Origin of the sequence: Sanyastnella coralliicola, from assembly GCF_030845195.1 — a bacterium.
GTDB lineage: Bacteria > Bacteroidota > Bacteroidia > Flavobacteriales_D > Sanyastnellaceae > Sanyastnella > Sanyastnella coralliicola.
Genome location: NZ_CP132543.1, coordinates 3,733,277 through 3,754,664, shown reverse-complemented (window position 1 = coordinate 3,754,664; position 21,388 = coordinate 3,733,277). Strand labels below are relative to the sequence as shown.

General features: G+C 46.8%; 11 protein-coding genes. 8 read left to right on the top strand and 3 right to left on the bottom strand.

Annotation, left to right across the window (positions count from 1 at the left end; translation table 11 throughout):
* The first annotated feature begins 2 nt into the window (after positions 1-2).
* From RA156_RS15445 to RA156_RS15410, 8 genes are all read left to right on the top strand, one after another.
* Positions 3-836, top strand: a complete 834-nt coding sequence (locus RA156_RS15445; protein ID WP_306641352.1) for a DUF4249 domain-containing protein — start codon at positions 3-5, stop codon at positions 834-836.
* Positions 837-928: 92 nt separating this feature from the next.
* A complete protein-coding gene (locus tag RA156_RS15440; protein ID WP_306641351.1) occupies positions 929-1,801 on the top strand; it encodes a cell division protein FtsX in 873 nt (290 codons plus the stop codon).
* Between the two features lie 309 nt (positions 1,802-2,110).
* Positions 2,111-4,498: a M43 family zinc metalloprotease gene (locus RA156_RS15435; protein WP_306641350.1), complete on the top strand. Its 2,388-nt coding sequence runs from the start codon at positions 2,111-2,113 to the stop codon at positions 4,496-4,498.
* 132 nt (positions 4,499-4,630) lie between these two features.
* On the top strand, positions 4,631-8,053 hold the full coding sequence (locus RA156_RS15430; protein WP_306641349.1) for a hybrid sensor histidine kinase/response regulator: 3,423 nt from the start codon (positions 4,631-4,633) through the stop codon (positions 8,051-8,053).
* Between the two features lie 159 nt (positions 8,054-8,212).
* Complete coding sequence (locus tag RA156_RS15425) at positions 8,213-9,052, top strand: helix-turn-helix domain-containing protein (RefSeq protein WP_306641348.1); 840 nt, start codon at positions 8,213-8,215, stop codon at positions 9,050-9,052.
* Between the two features lie 68 nt (positions 9,053-9,120).
* Entirely contained in the window at positions 9,121-9,714 is a 594-nt protein-coding gene (locus tag RA156_RS15420) for an SRPBCC family protein (protein ID WP_306641347.1), read from the top strand.
* Positions 9,715-9,864: 150 nt separating this feature from the next.
* A complete protein-coding gene (locus RA156_RS15415) occupies positions 9,865-10,941 on the top strand; it encodes a T9SS type A sorting domain-containing protein (protein WP_306641346.1) in 1,077 nt (358 codons plus the stop codon).
* Positions 10,942-11,037: 96 nt separating this feature from the next.
* Positions 11,038-13,020, top strand: coding sequence for an O-antigen ligase family protein (locus RA156_RS15410; RefSeq protein WP_306641345.1), 1,983 nt, complete (start codon positions 11,038-11,040; stop codon positions 13,018-13,020).
* 54 nt (positions 13,021-13,074) lie between these two features.
* On the opposite strand, the gene RA156_RS15405 is transcribed toward RA156_RS15410, so the two are convergent.
* The 3 genes from RA156_RS15405 to RA156_RS15395 form a co-directional block, all read right to left on the bottom strand.
* Entirely contained in the window at positions 13,075-16,827 is a 3,753-nt protein-coding gene (locus RA156_RS15405; RefSeq protein WP_306641344.1) for a DUF7619 domain-containing protein, read from the bottom strand.
* A gap of 135 nt (positions 16,828-16,962) precedes the next feature.
* Entirely contained in the window at positions 16,963-19,884 is a 2,922-nt protein-coding gene (locus RA156_RS15400) for a DUF7619 domain-containing protein (RefSeq protein WP_306641343.1), read from the bottom strand.
* A 104-nt stretch (positions 19,885-19,988) separates the two neighbouring features.
* A complete protein-coding gene (locus RA156_RS15395) occupies positions 19,989-21,386 on the bottom strand; it encodes a hypothetical protein (RefSeq protein WP_306641342.1) in 1,398 nt (465 codons plus the stop codon).
* Positions 21,387-21,388 lie beyond the last annotated feature (2 nt).

The window sequence follows — 21,388 nt, the reverse complement described above, 5'->3', positions numbered from 1 at the left end:
CCATGAATAAGCACATCATATATATCCTTTTTGCCCTTTTCGCTCTTTCATCTTGTACTGAGCGCATCGATCTCGACCTCAATGACCAAGACGGACAACGCATCGTGGTTGACGGTTGGTTTACCGATGAAGAAAAGCAACATGAAATCCGCCTAACATGGACCACAAGCTACTTCTTCAATGAAGCTGCACCTCCAGTAGAAGGAGCCGTTTTGAGCATCACGGATGGCGAAACGACGATCGATCTAACAGAAGAATCTCCAGGGATCTACCACACTCCAGTAGTAGCAGGTACTCCGGGAACCACCTACACGCTGCAAATCGATCACAACGATGAGCTCTACGAAGCGAGCAGCTACATGCGTCCGGTGGCACCTATTGATTCGCTTCATGTCCGTGTGCTGGATCCTGAAGAAGAATTTGGTTTCCCAGGAGACGAATACTACAGTGTTCGTATCTGGACTCAAGAACTTCCAGGAACAGGTGACTACTACATGTGGAGAACCTATGTGAACGGAGAGTCAGTGCGCGACACGTTGCGTGAGCTTACTTTCATTGATGATCAGTTCTACGACGGCGTATACGTTGAAGATGTAGAGGTGGATTACCTGGACATTGAAGACGAGGCAACTGTAGGGGATACAGTATACATCGAGCAGTTCAATATTGGAGAAGATGCGTACAACATCTTCATCGGTATCATGAACGAAACGGAATGGAATGGCGGCCTGTTTGATGCGCCTCCAGCCAATGTAGAAACGAACCTTTCAAATGGTGCCTTAGGCTATTTCGGCGCTGCCGGAGTGAGCACAAAGTCGACCGTGATTCAGGAATAGAAGGTTGTTCATGGTGTATCGTTGAATACTTCATCGGCACCTACTAGCGTTTTATTACTGGATTAAGGAATATTGAATCTGAATTCAGCAGTATGTCGCGCTCGCCCTTTAAGACCACTCGTTCCAATTGGAGTACTTCGCTTTCCACTATCGTGGGAATGACGTTGACCTTGACTATGTTGGGCTTGCTGAGTTTGTTGTTCCTCTTTGGAAAACAATGGCAGCAACAACTTCGGGAACAGGTGATGGTGCAAGTTTTCCTCGACAAGGAGCTTGACGAAGCGAGCATTTCACGCATTAAGAAAGAACTGGAGGCTGAAGCCTACAGTCGCGAAACGAAATACATCACTGCTCAACAAGCCAGTGAAGAAATGGAAGACGAACTCGGAGAAGAGTTCGTTGACTTCCTTGGTTATCTCCCGGTTCCCCCGAGTATTGACATGCAGTTAGACCCTGCCTATGCTTCGCTAGATAGCCTCGAGTGGATCTCATCTCGAATTTCGTCGATAGACGGAGTCACCGAAGTAGAATATCAAAAAGTGCTCCTTGGAAGACTTGAAGAGAACATCCGTAAACTGAGTCTGCCGTTGATCATCTTGGCGTCATTGCTACTCTTGATCGCCATCGCCTTGATTAATAATACGATTCGCCTCTCCATCTTCTCCCGAAGGTTTATCATTAAGAGTATGCAACTTGTAGGCGCTACGCGTGGCTTCATCCGCAGACCCTTTATGCTGAAAGGTATTTGGTTCGGTATTCTAAGCGGCCTCTTGGCCTTTGGAATGATCGTTTCTTTGCTGGCCCTTTTCCGTCGAATGAACAGCGGGCTGCTTGACTCGTTGGAGATCATGACTTTTGCGCAGCTCTTCGGAATCGTGGTTGCCTTAGGTATTCTGATCGCCTGGATCTCCACCTACTTCGCGGTGAATAAATACATCCGCTTGAAACAAGATCAGCTGTACTGAGCAGAGCTGATCCAGCTTATCCCCTAAATTCACAGAAGGCTCCATTATTGTATTCCATTAAGGAGCAATTTTCGTTTATTCTATTCCCACCTTTGGAATAGCTCAACCTCCAACAGTTTCGGTGATTCGTGAGGTAAACCGGACATAGTGTGTGTTTGACACGGGTTTAGTATGCTCGTAATACTATGTTTTGCATACGGTAAAGTTTGTGACACAAGCCTGTCAATTCTTGTATTCCCGTTTGAAAAACCCTAGCTTCATGTCCGTTGTTGAGAACAAACCTTAAGTAAAACTTTCTAAAATCAGATTATGAGAGCAAAGATGCTTGCGCTCCTGCTTGCCGTTCTGGCAGTGGGTGCTCTGCACGCGCAGAGAAATTGTGGCTCGATGGAATACCTCGAGAGCCAAATCCAAGAAGATCCTAAACGAGAAGCTAAGATGGAGGCGATTGAACGCCACCTGGAAGAGCTTGATGAGGCGGGCACTCGCGCCGTGAATGGCGTAGTTACCATCCCCGTTGTTGTACACGTTGTATATAACAACAGCACAGAAAACATTTCCGATGCCCAAATCATGTCTCAAATCACTGTGTTGAACGATGACTTCCGTCGTACAAATAATGATGCAGACAACACATGGTCACAAGCTTCAGACACAGAGATTGAATTCTGTATGGCGTCAACTGATCCAAACGGTAACCCAACCAATGGCATCACACGCACATCTACTTCTGTCACTGCTTTTGGTACGAATGACCAAATGAAATTCACTGCGAACGGTGGAAAGGATGCTTGGCCAGCTGATCAATACCTGAACATGTGGGTATGTGATATCAGCGGTGGTATCCTCGGATATGCACAGTTCCCAGGAGGTAGCGCTGCTACAGACGGGGTAGTAATGGATTACCAGTACTTTGGTACGATTGGAACGGCTACGGCTCCTTTTGATTTGGGTCGTACAGCTACACACGAAGTAGGACACTGGTTGAACCTTCGCCACATCTGGGGTGATGGAAACTGTAACGTTGATGACTTCGTTTCTGATACGCCTACCTCAGATGCACCAAACTACGGTTGTGCCACTGGTCACGTTTCTTGTTCGTCTACTGACATGGTTCAGAACTACATGGACTACTCTGACGACGCCTGCATGAACCTCTTCACTGAAGGACAGAAGAATCGCATGCGCGCGCTATTCGAAAGCGGTGGTTACCGTGCCAGTCTATTAGCGTCTCAAGCTTGTGGTGAAGCAACACCACCAACTTGTGATGACGGTATCCAAAACGGAGACGAAACAGGTGTCGATTGTGGTGGTAGCAATTGTCCTGAATGTGTTTGTAACGGAACTGAAGTAACGGTATCAATTACTCTAGACAACTACCCAGAAGAAACTTCATGGACTATTTCAAGTGGAGGTTCAGTAGTGGCTTCAGGTGGAACATACGCTAATCAACCAGATGGTTCAACCGTAACGATTACTGAATGTCTTCCTGACGGCTGTTATGATTTCACGATCAACGATAGCTACGGAGACGGAATCTGCTGTAGCTACGGAAATGGATCGTACTCAGTAACTGACGAAGGTGGAAACACCCTTGCAAGTGGAGGGTCATTCGGGGGCTCTGAAACCACGAACTTCTGTGTTGATTCTTCTGGTGGTGGCGGACCAACACCAACCTGTGACGACGGAATCCAGAACGGTGATGAAACAGGTGTCGATTGTGGAGGAAGCAATTGTCCTGCCTGCCCAACTTGTGACGACGGAGTACAAAACGGAGATGAAACGGGCGTAGACTGTGGTGGTTCGTGCGATGCATGTCCAACATGTGACGATGGAATCCAGAACGGTGACGAAACGGGTGTTGACTGTGGTGGTTCTTGTGCCCCATGTGATACTGGTGGCTGTACCTACGTAACCGTGAACAACCACAACTTCGATAATGGTTGGGGAATTTGGAATGACGGTGGTTCTGACTGTCGTCGCAGCAGTCGAGATGCTGCTTACGCATTCAGTGGTACTTACTGTGTGCGCCTTCGCGATAACACCAGTACGTCTGTTATGACGACTGACAACCTCAATTTGAGCGCTTACGACGAGCTTACTGTAGACTTCGTATTCTACGCTCGAAGCATGGAGAACAATGAAGATTTCTGGCTACAAATTTCAACCAATGGAGGTTCAAGCTACTCTACCGTCGCTTCATATGCTTCAGGTACAAGTTTCCAGAACAATAGCTACTACGGTGACCAAGTAGTTATCAACGGTCCGTTCTCATCGAACACTAGAATCCGTTTCCGTTGTGATGCCTCTAACAACTCTGATTACATCTACATTGATGATGTAAACATCACTGGGTGCTTAAATGGAGGAAGACTAGACGGACAGGATGTTGCCAATTTACCGGCAGATATTACTCCGGCCGTGACAGCTGTTCCAGATTTATTCACGAACCTAAATCTCTACCCTAACCCTACAGATCAGGCCTTGAACGTAAGCTTCGACTTAACTACCGATGCTGAGTTCACGTTGATGGTTACTGATATGCAAGGACGAATCGTTCGCAATACAACGTTCGAACGTACGGCAGGACAACAACTTGTCAAACTGAACACAACCGATCTTGATTCCGGAACCTACCTACTTCACCTAGTAGCGGCAGACGGTAAATCAACGAAACGCTTTGTCATCTTCCGATAGAGAGGAAGCAACTTTAAACCTAAAGAGAAGAAGCAGGCCCTAGGGTCTGCTTTTTCTTTGTCGGGAAAGTCCTACAGAAAGCTCCGCTGCTGTCTTATTTCAGCTATTAACAGTCTTGTCTAGTTTCGGAGCATGAAGCATTCCCTCCTAATACTTCTAGCATTGCTGAGCGCCTCCCTTCAAACAAACGCTCAGTACGCCGCACACGTCTTGAATAATAAAGACGGACTCGAGAACGAGTTGGTTAAGTGCACCGTCATCGATTCGCTTGGATTCGTATGGGCAGCCACTGATGGCGGCCTGACCCGATTTAACGGAACCTCGTTCAGCAACTTCGCTGAAGAGTTCGGAACCCCTTATTTGAAGTGGATCCATCAAAGCTCCAACGGTGAAGTCTATATCTCTTGCGATGCCGGAATTTTCAAAGCAGATTATACCCAAACGGAGGTCACGATCAACAAGTTGATCAATGGGGTAACAGAGTTTAGTGATGGGGCTACAACCTTCCCAAAATCCATGTACGAAGCGAGTACTGGTGATCTATGGGTAGGAGACGATTTTGGAGTAGGGCGCATTTCAAACGGAACATGGCGGGTGTACTACCTCGGCAAAACAAACTCCCCAGATTGCTTCCAACGCGCTGTGAGTTTTGCTGAAATGAACGGACACCTCTACGCTTTCACACACGCGGGAACCATGTTGAGGTATGATGAAATACATGATGACTTTATCGCTCTTGAACTAGACCATAAACTCACTCGAATTAACACGGCTGTTCGCCTTGACAACCAGTACATCTTACTTGGTACTGATGACGGATTGGTCTACTTCGACCCAGCGCGTAAAACGCTAGATTTCAATCGCGACGTCAACAATATTAGTTGGATCGACAACAGTGATCCGAATGAAATTCTCATCGCCACTTGGCGTAATGGGATGTATCAACTCGATGCGGAAGGAAATGTCTCGGCAATCACCATTAATAACGGCGGTGTGGGTTCAATCAACCACATTCATCGCGACGGTGACAGTTTCTGGATCAGCTCAGACAACGGAATGATCTTCTGTGAGAAACAAACTTTTAGCGCCATTGCCAGCCCGCTGAACCCTGGCTACACTCAAGACCTTGCGTTTCTTCCTGAGGGCAATGTGATTGCGCATGAGCATGAGCTGATTCAATTCAATGAAGAGCATAAAGGTGAGATCATCTACCAGCACGATGATATCATTATTCAAGTAGTCGCCTTCGGCGGAACGCTTCGCTTCTCTGATGCTTCAGGGTATGTATATGATTATAATGAAGGCGAAATCAAGCTCGTTCACGACTGGTCGAATCGCGGAGGTAGTGTCTTCTTCATGATGGTTGACAAAGAAAAGAACGTCTGGTACACCCAGAGTCATCGTGAAGAGCTGATCAAAGAAAATCCAGAAGGAAGACTTTCTGTCTTTAACTCTGGGAATGGCATTATTAGTCCAGTCACTTCTATTCGACAAAACGACCAAGGTGAGATTTACGCTTGTGGAGAAGGCGATGCCAGCTTCCTCTACAAGTATGAACCGGCGTTGAATCGTTTCATCAACCTCACGGTTGGAATGAGTTTCGACTACAATAACAACCTCGGAGTAAACGACATCGCATTTACCGATTCTCTGTCTTACCTCGCGACTGATTTTGGACTTTACACATTTGACGGGCTAAACTTTGAAAAGGTCGATCTAGGTCTACTGACGAATGAAGACATCAAAGCCATTTCAACCACCAATGAGGCGGTGTGGTTTGGCCTGAGTGCAGGGCTCGTTCGATACGATGCTAACGGATTTAACATCTTCGACTCTCGTCAAGGATTGCCGACAAAAACACTGAGTTACCGTGGACTTGAAGCCTTCGGGAATGAGCTTTGGATTGGTACCGCCAACGGTCTTGCTCATCTTGCTGAAGACACTCCTCCACAGAAAACGAGCAGTCCAGTGCTAACTGGCTTATCTGTGAATGGTGCCACTGCTGAAATCAAGCCTACCGTAACGGTTTACAGTGATGATCTTGTTCGTGTTGATTTCACTACATCTGAGTTCCCTGTTGACCAAATCAGCTACCGATGGAGAGTAGCAGGCACTGAAGAATGGAAGACTCCTGATCTCGGTTATGGTTTCCTCCTAAACAACTTGACTGAGGGACCTCATGAATTTGAAATTCAAGCGCGAAAGAACGGAAACTACCTCTGGTCTGAACCTTGTCTACTTTCGATACAAAGCACAACCATATGGTATAAAACAGCCGTGTTCATCGAGATTTGTGTCTTGTTGATGTTGGCTTTGTTCACTTACTTGGTTCGTTCTGAAAAACGACGTGCGCGGGAAAAGGAGCTACGCCTTCAACTGATGGTCGCTGAGCGTACTTCTGAACTCGAGAATGCAAAAGAAGAAGCCTTGGCTTCGGCGCATGCTAAAAGTGAATTCTTGAGTACCATGTCGCACGAAATTCGAACACCAATGAATGCGGTGATTGGTATTGCCCACTTGATGCTCGAAGAAGAACTGAATGAAGATCAGCGACACAAAATGGAGTCGTTACGTTTCTCTGCGAACAACCTCCTCGAGATTTTGAATGACATCCTAGACTTCAACAAGATTGAATCTGGAAAATTGGAGTTGGAACGTCGTGTGTTCGGCCTCCGTCAATTCATGCGAAACCTCCATACGGGAATGGACACCCGAGCGCGTCAGAAGGACATTGGTCTGAACTACACCATCGATGAGCGAATTCCTGAACTCGTGATCGGTGACTCAACGAGATTGAGCCAAATCATGGTCAATCTTATGAGCAACGCTATCAAGTTTACGAGCAAAGGTTCTGTTGACTGTCATTTCGAATTCCTCGCTAGAGAAAATGATAAAGCGCACATTCGAGTTTCAGTGAAAGATACCGGAATCGGGATCCCGCTCGAGAAGCAACAAGACATCTTCAAGTCGTTTACGCAAGCGAACTCTTCCACTACCCGCGAATTTGGTGGAACCGGACTTGGATTGACCATTGTAAAGAGTCTACTTGAAATTATGGGTAGCCAAATACAACTCAAGAGTACTCCGGGTGAAGGAACGACTTTCTTCTTCGAACTTTGGATGGATATTCAGGATGGAAAGATCTTCGAAACGGGACCACAAGGAAACGCCAAAGAGATTCTTCAAGGACTTCGAGTTCTCGTAGCAGAAGACAACGAGATGAATATCATGGTAGCCAGCAGCTTCTTGAAGTTGTGGAATGTAGAATTCACCATCGCACGAAACGGTCAAGAGGCCGTTGATCTCCACATGGAGCAACAGTTTGACGTGATCCTAATGGATCTTCAAATGCCTATCATGGATGGTGTCACCGCCACTCAAACGATCCGAAATCGAGAACGATTGAGCGGAGCATACACTCCAATCATCGCGTTGACCGCCTCAGCGCTCACCCAGTCACGCGAAAAAGTAATGGCCGCCGGAATGGACAACTTCGTCACGAAACCCTTCCGTCCGCAAGAGCTACTCCAAGCACTCGCGCAAAGCAAAAGCTAATTCAAAGGGCACCACAAGGTGTCCTTCTTTCATTCTATCTCACCCTTTCATTCTCTCTCCAATTCTCATTCTCATTCTCATTCTCATTCTAATTCTAATTCTTCCTCTTTTGACCTTTTTCAGAAAGTCATCATCTTAAAGCTCCACTATTTTCGAAGCATGGTAGATAGTAAGGTTATTGAGTTTAAGGGGATGCCTTTGTTTCAAAAGGCACGATTCCGAACGCCATTTATCATGCAAGGCGATATTAAAGACTTCGCTTGCTTCTTCTACATGGTGCAAGGGAGTTTGATCAGTTATGACCGCCGAGGGGTACATAAGATCAGCGATAAAGACGCGATTCTGAAGAATTGTGGCAGCTACATTCAAGAGTATGTTTCGAGCAGCTCAAACGAAGAGTGTGAAGCCATCGCGGTATACCTCTATCCTGACCTGCTGAAGGAAATCTACAAGAATGAGGTTCCTTCATTTTTAAAAGACGACGGCATCCCTGTGCCCAAAAAACTCATCGCCAACGAGCTTGTGGAACAGTACATGACCAACTTGGCCATCTACTTCGAAAATCCAGCTTCATTGGATGAAGAGCTGGGGATACTCAAGATCAAAGAGCTCATGCTCATCTTGTTGAAGTCTGAGTCACATCAGGACGTTCGCAAGCTTCTATCAGAGATATTCGCACCGGTGAACGTCGCCTTCAAGGAAGCGATTCACCGCAATCTCTACAACAATTTGAGTGTAGATCAACTCGCCTTCATCTGTAACATGAGTGTGTCTTCCTTCAAGCGGGAATTCAAGAAGGTCTTTGAAGATACTCCGGCGCGTTACATCAAGAACAAACGATTGGCTCGAGCAGCTTCTGAACTGCTCTGTAAAAATGATCCCGTTTCCGCGATAGCGTATGATTGCGGATTCCAAGACATCACCACATTCTCTGCGTCATTCTCAGACAAATACGGAATGTCGCCATCAAAATACCGAATGGCCCAGATTGGAAAGTGATTGACCTTTAATGGAAACGCTTTGCCTTGTTGTTGCAGGAACTTTGTGTCAACGAAAAACTTCAAGTTATGAGACACTTAGTTCTTACAGCAATCGCATTATTCACTTTTAGTATTAATACCATGGCAGAGAAAGGATTTGATGTACAAAAGGAAATCACCATCAACGTTTCAGCAGCGGAACTTTGGGAGATGGTTGGACCAGGATTCGTTGACGTATACAAATGGTCTTCAAACGTAGATCACGCAGAAGGGGCAGGAAACTCAGATTTCGACGGTGCTGTTTGTCACGAGCGCTTCTGTGATGTGAATGTCAAAGGCTTCAGCAAAATCAGCGAAGAGTTGACTTACTACAGTATTCCAGAGATGAAATTGGCTTATGCTGTGAAAGAAGGCATGCCCGGGTTTGTCACCAAAGCAGTGAACCAGTGGACCGTTGTTCCAATTGACGACCACAGTTGTAAGCTGGTTATGAAGGCGGAATTCCGATCAAAAGGACTCATGGGAGCCATGATGAATGGTATGATGGAGAAGAAAATGAAAACAACCCTTGAGACGGTTTTGAACGACGCTAAAGTTTATGCAGAGACAGGTGAAGTATCAGAAGCAAAGCGCGAACGCATGGCCGAGCTCGATAAAAAGAAAAAGAAAGAAGCCGCATAAGTGAATTGAGTTGATTCCGAATGATGGAAGGCGTCTCTTGCAGAAGAGGCGCTTTTCTTTTTGATTCCAATTCTTCCTTCCATTTTAACCTTTCTTCCGCTGTTCAGGCAGAAGTAAAAAGATACCTTGCGGCCCAACACCATACGAGCCATGAGACTTTTTACATTCCTACTCCTCTTTATCTCTGTTGCCGCAAGCGCTCAGAATATCACAGGAACCGAAGCGGTTGAATACGACCCCACCCAGAACCGATACATCATTTCCAACGGAAGTTCGATCCTTCAACAGGCCAGTGGTTCTGATGAACTCTCATTTTTCGGAGACGAAGATGCAGACTATGGAATGGAGGTAATTGGCAATAAACTCTACACCATTTCTGGTGGTTTTACGCAATCCATCAAGGTGCACGACCTAAGCACGGAAGCAGAACTCGGGTCGACGACCATTTCAGGCAGTGACTTCCTCAACGGAATGGCTTCTGACCCTGCGAATAACCGTATCTGGGTAACTGATTTCGGTGCGAATTCGATCTACGAGATCGACGTGACTGATGATAGCAACCTCGTTATCAATGAAGTGGTTACCAACACGAGCTGCACTCCCAACGGTATCACATATGACGAAGCGAACAACCGCTTGGTGTACGTATGCTGGTCAGGTGGCGGTGTGCGCACCGTTGATCTTGCTGACTACAGCACGGCTGAAATCACTGATACCGGACTCAACCAAATTGATGGTATTGATCACGATGAAGACGGAAATTTCTACATCTCAAGCTGGTCTCCAACCCGTATCACGCTGCTTGCAAACGATTTTACGGTTCAAGAAACCGTAACCACCTCTGGACTTTCACAACCCGCAGACATCAGCTACGCGGTGCAGACTGACACTCTGGCTATTGCCAACTCAGGTAACAACACCATCACTTACTTGTACTTCGGTGACCCCGTGGGTATTTCGGAAGAAGAGGCTGCACGCGCATTGACCATCTACCCGAACCCGGTCTCTGAAGCTTCGTACATTCAATTTGAACTCGATAAAGCAGCAAATTGCCAGCTTCAAGTGATCGATATGAACGGAAAAGTGGCCGCAATTCTTCTCGATGAAGCCATGCCTGCTGCCAACCACAAAGTCTCTTTCGCAGGGTTCGATCTCCCAACAGGGAATTACCTTCTTGAAGCGACTATTGATGGTGTGACCACGGTAGAGCGGTTTGTGGTGAGGTAGGGGTGACAAAAAAAGGATGCGCATGCGCATCCCTAACGAATTCTCATTCTTCCTCTTTTTCTCATTCTTCCTCTTTTCTTCCCTTATCTTCGGTGCATGCAGAAACTACCGGCTATACTGCTTGCTGCCATTCCATTGCTATTAACGGTCACGTTTTCAACCAGCATCATTGACCCGGTGTTGGCCCCGCGAACGATGTTCCTGTCGATTGCGCTCTTACTTACTGCGCTTAGCTTAGCAATGCAGAAGAAAGCCTTGCAATTGCATTGGCCGGTAGCCAGCACTTGGGCCGCCTACGTGCTCTTTTCGGGAATCGCTTTTACTCATTCAGTGAACGCAGCCGAGGGTCTTTTTGACTTCCTAAGAGTGGGCTTAATCTTCCTGTTCTGGACCGTCTCCGTAATGATACTTGCTGAGGTAAAAGAAGCGCGAAAATGGGTGGCATGGTGCCTGGTTCTTGGCGGAATCATCATGTTGATCTGGGGAATCAAAGACCTGGTCCAATGGCGTCTTGATCCTGATAGGCCCCTGTTCAGACGTGGAAGAATCAGTGGTTCAATGGCGAACAGAAACCTCTTTTCTTCTTACCTCTTCTTGAGCCTACCTTTTGCTTTCTGGCTATTACGCGGCATTTCGCTAGCGCGGAAGCGTTTACTCGTAACCTATATGGTGCTAGCCGTAGCGATGGCGATGCTCATTCAAACCCGAAGCGTGCAATTAGGGATGTTGCTCGGTCTTGTCGTGGCTGGTCTATGTTTTCTCATTCGAAGGAAGAATTTTCACGTGTTGCAGAAGCACTTTAAATGGGGCTTAGTTCTGATTTGGGCAGTGTTGGTGATTCCTGTCGCCATCAACCCTGGGGTCATCCGAATTGGCCTTGAAAGTGCTTCTACTGAGCTCCGTGCCGACAAGATTAATGACATGGCTCAGTCATCCGTGAACAAGCGGATTCACATGTGGTACCATACGTCGCGAATGATCGAAGAATCGCCGTGGCAAGGAAAAGGCTTAGCCTCATGGAAGATCCTCTTGCCTACTTACGGACATGTTAGCGAAGAAGGTCAACAAGGGCTGCGATTTGCCCAGCGTCCTCACAATGATTTCCTCTGGGTATTGTCAGAGACTGGATTAGGTGGCTACATGGCCTTTTTAGCGCTGTTCTTGTTGACGCTGGGCTTCATGATCAAAGGCTACTTCACCACTGGCGACCGCCGAATGTTGGGATGGATCTTTGCCTTGACTGGCTACTTGGTCATCGCTTCTTTTTCCTTTCCGAAGGAACGCATTCTGCTTCAAGTCCTCTTAGTGCTCATCATGGCCTACGGAATCGTTGAATCCGAATCAACGAAGCGAATGATCAGCCTTCCAAAGGCAGTGATGATGAGCTTGATGGCGCTCGTCACTTTGGGAAGTGCTTATACTGCGTGGGTGTCTTGGAAGCGAATTGAAGGAGAGGCCCTCACCGCAGAAGTGTATCGCCAAGACGCTAAGAAAAACAACCGCGGTGTAGTCAAAGCAGCTGAACTAGCGACGAATAAGTACTTCAATATTGACAATGCCTCGACTCCAATTCCCTGGTACGCTGGTGTTGGTCTATATGAGCAAGGGAAACCAGAAGAAGCGATTGAAGCCTTTGAAAGAGGCCTTGAATTCAATCCGTACCACATCCGCACCCTGAACAACTTGGGAAGCGCTTATGTGCAAATAGGTGACAATGAAAACGCTATTAGAGTATACAAGGAGGGACTTGTGCTTTCTCCACGTTACACGCAGATTATTTGCAATCTGAGTGCCGTATACTACAACCTTGGGCGCAATGAAGAGGCTTATGAGACCATCTTAACCTGTCCTGCGAAGAATGATCACCTCTTACCTCCTACCTACGAGCCTTTTGCCTTGGCGATTCTGAAGCGCAAATTCGCTCAAATGCAAGAGGAAGAATACCCAGCCATCAGTCATCACATGATGGATTCGCTTTTGATTCGAACAGACTACTTAATCGACACCTTCCGAGATGCAGCCAATGCGAATGAAGACTTCATTGAGCATCTCCGAAAGAAGGACCGTTTTAGAAATTAGAGCAAAAAGAAAGTCCCGCGGTCGCGGGACTTTTCTATTTGAATCGGAAGTAGATTACTTCACAATGATCGTTTTCGTAATTCGTTGGTCTCCATTGCGGAGTACCAATTTGTAGGTTCCCGTTCCGAACTGCGTACAATCCAATTCGTAGAGTGAATCAACGATGTTTGATTGCTGCGCTACGATTCGTCCGCTAGCGTCAAACAAGTTCATCTCATAGGTCCATCCTGCTTCCACTTGGATGTAGAGGATGTCATGCGTAGGGTTCGGGTAAGTCAAGATGGCTACTTCTTGCTCTTCAACTGAAATGATGATCACATCCATTTCTTCTGAAATGGTAGAACATCCGTAGATGTTTGTCACCTCAACAGAGTAGTTTCCTGTTGTTTCTGCTGTGTAGCTTTGATCAGTAGCACCATCGATTGGTGTTCCGTTGATGTACCACTGGTATGAATCTCCGGCTGATGCTGTGAGTTCAGGGCCATTTTCAGTGATTTCAGCAGTAGGCAGTGGGTTTACTGTTACTTCAACTTCATCCGAATCAGAACATCCGTTGGCGTCTTCTACCGTCACAACGTACACTGTGGTTTCATCTGGAGTCACCTCTTGACCAGCGCCTGAGCCGAGGTTTTCCCATTCGTAAGATTCACCTCCAGAAGCCATCAAGTTTGCGGTTTCTCCTTCACAAATGGCTTGATCCATTCCGGCGTTAGCCTCAGGAAGCGGATTCACCAAGACTTCAACCTCATCCGTATCTGAACAACCTTCACCATTGGTAACGGTTACGACGTAAGTGGTTGTCTCTTCAGGTGAAACATCTTGTCCAGCGCCTTCTCCAAGGTCTGTCCAGTCATAAGAATCACCTCCAGAAGCCATCAAGTTTGCGGTTTCTCCGACACAAATCACCTGATCCATTCCGGCGTTAGCCTCAGGAAGAGCATTCACGATAACATCAACGAGATCAAAGTCTGAACAACCTTCTGCGCTGAATACCGAAACAACGTAAGTCGTCGTTTCCGTTGGAGAAACCTCTACAGTTGCTCCTTCGGCTACGTCAACCCAAACGTATTCTACCCCACCTGAAGCGGTGAGTTCGATGGTCTCACCAGCACAGATTGTTTGGTCTTCGCCCGCGTCTGCTTCAGGTAATGAATTCACAACTACCTCAATAGCGTCAGTATTTGTACAACCGTTAGCGTCAGTCCCTGTCACAACGTACGTTGTGGTTTCTTCTGGAAGTACCTGAATCACGGCACCTTCTCCTTCGTTAAGCCATACATAGGTTTCTCCTCCAGTAGCGGTCAAATCAACCATGTCTCCAGGGCAAATATCAACGTCAGCTCCTGCTTCAATGTGCGGTAACTCGTTGACAATAATTTCAACCATATCTGAAGCGCTACATCCATTGGAACCTAGCACAGTCACTACGTACGTTGTCGTTTCTTCCGGAGATACCTCTTGGGTTGCTCCTTCTCCTAGTGTTTCCCAATTGTAGCTCTCACCACCAGAAGCAGTCAGCTCGATCGACTCGCCAATACAAATGGCATCGTCGTCACCGGCATTCGCTAAAGGTGCTGGATTCACAAGCACCTCTACTTCATCAGTGCTACTACATCCGTTACCTCCAGTGACAGTCACGACGTAAACCGTAGTTTCTGTCGGGCTTACGGTCTGATCAGCTCCTTCTCCAAGGTCTGTCCAATCGTATGCGTTACCACCTGAAGCACTTAAGTCTGCACTTTCGCCTTCACAGATTTCTTGGTCAAGACCTGCGTCGGCCTCAGGGCCTTCAACAATTGCCACCTCAACTTCATCGGTGTCTGAACAGCCATCCATTGAAACCACGGTTACGGTGTAGGTGGTGGTTTCTTCTGGTGATACTTCTTGAGTCGCTCCTTGTCCTAGTCCATCCCAGTCATATAGGAATCCTCCAGAAGCCTCGAGCTCTGTTGTTGATCCGGCACAGATTTCTTGATCGACTCCGGCATTAGCCTCAGGCGTTTCATAGACTTCTACTGTCTCCGATTGCGTAGCAGTACAGAGTGGGTTCGTTGCCGTATGATCTATCTCGTATTCACCTGGTTCGAGCGTGAGCGACACTAAGTCTTCTATACCCATGTTTTCACCGTCAATACTCCAGAGGTATTCTTCGACATATTCTTGTTCGTTCAAGAAGTCAATCGGTACACCTTCACAAGCTGCTTCAGCCGACATTTCGAATGAAGCGAGCCCGTTGTTACAGTCATAGATCGTCGTCCATGTTGTGTTGGTCACGATTGGCGGGTTATTGTCAAAGAAGATATAAGCGGTGTTGTTAATCTCCGTTTCTGGCTCCAGTCCAGCGAAAGGAAGAATGGTGTAGGAAACTAGTCCATGGCTTTCCGGCTCACAGCAGTTGCTGTCTGGAAGCATGATGTTTTCAAAGACGAAGTCAACTTGACGCGTTGTCGGATCAATTTGCACCATCACTGAATGCGAATTCGCCATCAGCTGGAAGGTGGTAAGATCCAGGTATTCAGAAATCGTGTCGGTAATGGTCACGTTCGTAGCCGGAGCATTCCCCGTATTCTGGAAACGCACGAGGTATTCCAGTTCGGTTTCTGGAAGCACGTAATGTGGCTCAGCATATCCGTTCGGGAAGACCTGTTTGTCGTTTGGATCATACGCGCAGGTCATTTCAACGGTTAACTCTTCTACACCCATGGCCACTTGTGCTCCTTGGAAAAACCCTACTGCTGTGGCCGTTGAAGTAATAAACTCCCCGATAAAATCAACAGACGGAGTCAGGAATTCAATGTCGTAAAGGAACATGTGCCCTGGAGCTAGGTCCTCAAACCCCATATACACAGTGTTACCAACGACGGAATCAATCGGCGTCACCTCCATGTAGTCTTGGATCAACGGGTTAATGTCAACCGCGACGTAACCATCAATGGTTTGGTTACCCATATTTCGAAAGCAGATATTGTGGTTCACCCAATCGTTACAAGGGTAGCCCACTCCTGGAGGGTAGAAATCAACACAAATCGCAAACTGAGGTAAGTCATCGCTGAGTCCGAGGTTAACATCAGGGACATTTCCACTAGGACTTACAAAGACGTTTACTGGATTCGAAGGAAGTGTATAAAACGGGAAGAGTTCCGTTGTCACAACTTCCACGGTATAATTACCCGGCGTAACTCCTTGGAATATATACTGCCCTTCATCATTGGTAATAGCTGTAATGTTCCCCGGGTTAAGAATCACGTTCTGGAAAGACAAAAATTGCTCTCCCGCAGTGTATAATCCATTTTCATTGTCATCATACCAAACATAACCTTGGATGTTGTACTCGCAGGTGCCGTTGTTCCATTCAGCCTCTGGGTCATAGTTATTTGCATCAGGGTCCGAACATCCTAGATTCTCGCATCCAATACAGAAACTCTCCGATAATTCAAGTTCTTCCCAAGGTCCCCATTCGTCTTCCCATGGCCAACCACCGTTTACGTAACCCGTGTATGCGACATGAAGGTCATAGACCCCTTGCTCGGCATCAGCAGGTATTTCAAGGGTTCCTGTAGCTACTGTCTCAGAGATGTATTCCAGATTTGAAATCGGCCAAGATGTAGAACTTGTTTGTCCTATACCTGCCCACAACCCTGATTCGCTTGCAAACAGATAATCTGGGAAATTGGTTCCAATACCCGTTATGGTCACTTCTAAGGTTTCACCTGGAGCACCCGAATTGGCAACAATTGATTCAATAGATTGAGAAAATCCTGGTATCGCGAAGCACAATACCAGCAATAGCGTAGAGAGTCTTTTCATAGATAAGGTGTTTTATTCAATAGTTAGGAAAACAAATTAGGAAAAAGCCTACATATCAACCAATTCCAGCAAAAAGAAGGGGCAGTTTTCACTGCCCCTTTACCTCATTTTCTATTTAGTCTTCTGTACCGAAGCTTATTCAATGATGATGGTCTTCGTCACACGGTGTTGACCTTGCTGAAGAATCAACTTGTAAGTACCTGTTCCAAGCTGCGTACAATCCAACTCGAAGAGTGAGTCTGACACGTTCGCTTGCTGTGCCACAAGTCGACCTGAGGCATCGAAGAGGCTCATGTCGTATGTCCAGCCAGCATCCACTTGGATGTACAAGAAGTCTCGTGTCGGGTTCGGGTAAGTCAGAATCGTAATCTCTTCTTCTTCCACCGTAATGCTCGTCACATTCACTTCAGCAGACAATGTTGTACAACCGAATTCGTTCGTAACCTCTACGGTGTAGATTCCGTTTTCTGTGGCTGTGTATTCTTGTGATGTAGCACCGTCAATCATGTCTCCATTGAGGTACCACTGGTACGAATCTCCAGCTGAAGCTGTAAGAACAGGACCGGCTTCAGTGATTTCAGCTGTTGGAAGCGGGTTCACTGTTACTTGAACTTCGTCCGTATCAGAACAACCTTCATCAGAAGATACAGTCACCGTGTACGTCGTAGTTTCTTCCGGTGATACTGTTTGGTCAGCGCCATCTCCTAGGTCAGTCCAGTTGTACTGGTCACCACCAGTCGCCATCAAATCAGCTGATTCCCCTTCACAGATCTCTTGATCCATTCCAGCGTTAGCCTCAGGCAACTCATTGACAACAATCTCCACTTCATCTTCATCTGTACAACCTTCTTCAGAAATCGCTGTCACCGTGTACACCGTTGTTTCTTCAGGAGACACCGTTTGTGCCGCACCTTGTCCGAGGTCAAGCCAGTCGTACATAAATCCACCGGTGGCCATGAGATCTACAGACTCACCTTCACAAATCGTTTGGTCCATTCCTGCATCAGCCGTTGGTGATGGGTTCACAATGAAGTTATCTGATTGCGTCGCCTCACAAAGCGGATTTATTGCGATATGTTCAATCTCATATTCACCTGGATCAAGGTTTAGAGAGATCAAATCATCGACACCAACGCTTTCACCATCAATTAGCCAGCTATACTCTTCAACATAGTTTTGCTCGTTTAAGAAGTCAATCTCTTCTCCCGAACAAGCCTCTTCTGTTGACATTTCAAAAGTTGCCAAGCCATTGTTACAATCATAGATCGTAGTCCAAGTTGTGTTGGTAATGATTGGCGGGTTGTTATCGAAGAAGATGTAGGCTGTATTGTTGATCTCCGTTTCAGGCGCGAGGTCAGCATATGGTCTGATGATGTAAGACACCAAACCATGACTCTCAGGCTCACAACATGTGCTATCTGGGAGCATGATGTTTTCGAACACAAAGTCGATCTGACGGTTCTCTGGATTAATCTGAACCATCACCGAGTGTGAGTTAGCCATTAACTCGAAGGTTTCCAGATCTAGGTATTCCGAAATCGTATCCGAAATCGTTACGTTCGTTGCTGGTGCGTTACCGGTATTCTGGAAACGAACGAGGTATTCAAGTTCTGTTTCTGGAAGCACGTAATGTGGTTCTTCATATCCATTGGGGAACACCTGCTTATCATTCGGGTCATATGCACAAGTCATTTCCACCGTGAGTTCCTCAGCACCAACGGCTACTTGATCGCCATTATGGAAACCAACTGCCGTAGCATTTGAAGTGATGAACTCCCCAATGTAATCAACGCTTGGTGTCAAGAACGACACATCATAGAAGAACATTTGACCTGGTTGCAACCCTTCAAAGCTCATGTAAATGGTAAGGTCAACTACCGAATCAATCGGTGTTACCGCCTGATAATCTTGGAATAACGGGTTCATTTCCACTGCGATATACCCGTCAATGGTCACGTTACCTAGGTTACGGAAGCAAATGTTATGGTTCACCCAATCGTTACAAGGATATCCTACACCTGGAGGGTAGTAATCCACGCAGATCGCATACTGCGGCAATTCCTCACTTAGGCCGAAATTGTACATCGTGTTATTTCCACCGTTGCCTAAGAAAACATTCGCAGGGTTTGATGTTGACACGTATGGGTAAAGCTCCGTCGTAACGACTTCAATCGTATAATTACCGACAGGAATTCCAGCAAACTGGTACTCTCCTGCATCGTTCGTGATGGCAGTGATGTTACCTGGATTTAGAATCACTTCTTGGAATGGGAGTCCGTATTCACCTCCATTCACAAAGCCGTTTTCATTTTCGTCATACCAGACCATTCCGTTCAATGTGAAGGTACATGAACCATCATCGCACCCCGCGTCTGGGTCGTAGTTGTCTGCGTTAGAGTAAATACATCCTGGATAGGTACAAGCTGCCGGACAACCAGCATCTGCATCGTAATTACATGCATCGGGATCTCCGCAGCCAGGGAATACACACGAGCCATCATTACATCCCGCATTAGAATCATAGTTACACGCACTGAAACTAGTACATCCCGGATAGGTACACGAGCCATCCTCACATCCCGCATCAGGATCATAATTACAGCCATCAGGGTCTGTACAGCCAGGATATGTGCAGGAACCATCATTACAAGCAGCCTCACTGTCGTAGTTACACGCTTCAGGGTCATTACATCCTGGGTTTTCTGGACAAACCACAAAGAACCCATCATCTAGCACCATTCCTTGCCATGGGTTGTTTCCGCTCACATAAACATTGTAAGGTCCGCCGATAGCATCCATTGGAATAGATAGAGTACCGTTCAGCTCAGTTGCTGAAACCTGCTGAATGTCTTGAATTTCCCAAGCAGTTGAACTCGTTTGACCGATTCCGGCCCAAAGACCTGATTCATTTGCTGGAAAATCTGTGTCAATTCCGATAATGGTCACCTCCAGAGTTTCGCCTGGATCAGCCGCATTCGGAGTAATCGACTCAATGTCTTGAGAAAAGCCTTGCAGTGCGAAGCACAGCACGAACAAAAGCGTAGAAAGCCGTTTCATAGGTTAAGGTGTTTAGTTTCAATACTCAATAGAGCCTTCAAATTAGAAAAAAGCCTTGAAATCAGCCAATTCTGTATAAGAAGAAGCAGATAAAACCTCCTTTATCAAGGGCAAGCCTCTCCAAAAACTGAAAGAAAATCCAACAGATCAGTTATGGTCACCTCTCCATCACCATTCAAATCTGCAACGCACTCAGAAGTACAGTTGAGCTGGGAAAGGAATAACAACAGATCTGACGTATCTCTCGTTCCGTTGTCATCAAAATCTCCTAAACAAATAGGGTCTGACCAAACCTCAGCTTTACCGCTTTGATTGATGCCAATATCGCTTCCTCGAACACCGACTATGAACGTGCGTCCGTCTTGACTAATCTGTACATCACTGCCCATACTAACACCGGGGTTATCACCGACAAGGTCAAGTTCTGATTGCCACGCTGCCCCATCCCATTGCAACAATTGTAATCTTCCAGCCCCTTGTGCTGACGGTGAGTCATGGTTAATGGAAGCCACGGTCCATGTCGACCCATCAGCGTCAAGTGAGACATTATATCCCAACAATTCAGAGAAATCATCCCCTTCGATGGTAGCGCCTTTTTGGACCCAAGCGTCGCCATCCCAGCTGAAGACTTTTGCTTGACCGGCGTTGCTTTGTGAATTGAAATGGTTGGGTGCTCCAGCAGCAATCGTAGACCCATCGGCGCTGATGGCCACTCCTCTTCCAAAAGCATCGAAACTGTTTTCTCCGTTGATGTTACCTCCTACTTGACTCCAATCAGCTCCGTCAAAATCGTATACTCTTATCTGTCCGGCGTTCATTGCTCCCTGGTCCTCTCCGGTAATTCCCACTACAATCCGTGACCCGTCTGCAACCATATCGATAGACTCTCCCATTGCATCCGATGTGCTCTGCCCGATAAGGTCTGAACCCAACTGTGTCCAAACACCTCCAATCAGTTGATACGAACGAACTGTTCCCCGCAGAAAATACGCTCTGATGCTGCTCACCGATATGATCGAACCATCATCTGAGATGGCTACGTCGTACCCAAATCGTTCTTCTTCACCTGTTCCGTCTAAGGCTTGTCCAATCTGAATCCAGTCAGCCCCATCGTACTCAAAAACACGCGCCTGACCACTTTCAAAGAAGGGTCCTTCATGATAGGGTGCTCCAACAATGATACGGTCGCCATCGGCGTCTAATCTAACTGACCATCCGAACTGATCGAGTTCTGCAATACCATTCAGATCACTTCCTAATTGCGCCCATTCTTCAGCCTCCAGTCGAAACACACGGACATGCCCAGACTTGTTCCCATTTACATCATTCTCTGGAGCTGCCACCGCTACCGTAGAACCATCATCACTGATGCTGACGACCTGTCCAGCAAAATCAAATGCGGCAACTCCCAGAATATCTGATCCGAGCTGTTCCCACTGTGCAGCACAAGTGAGTGTCAAAAAACACACGAGGGTCGAGAAGATGAGTTTAGCGAAAGTCATGG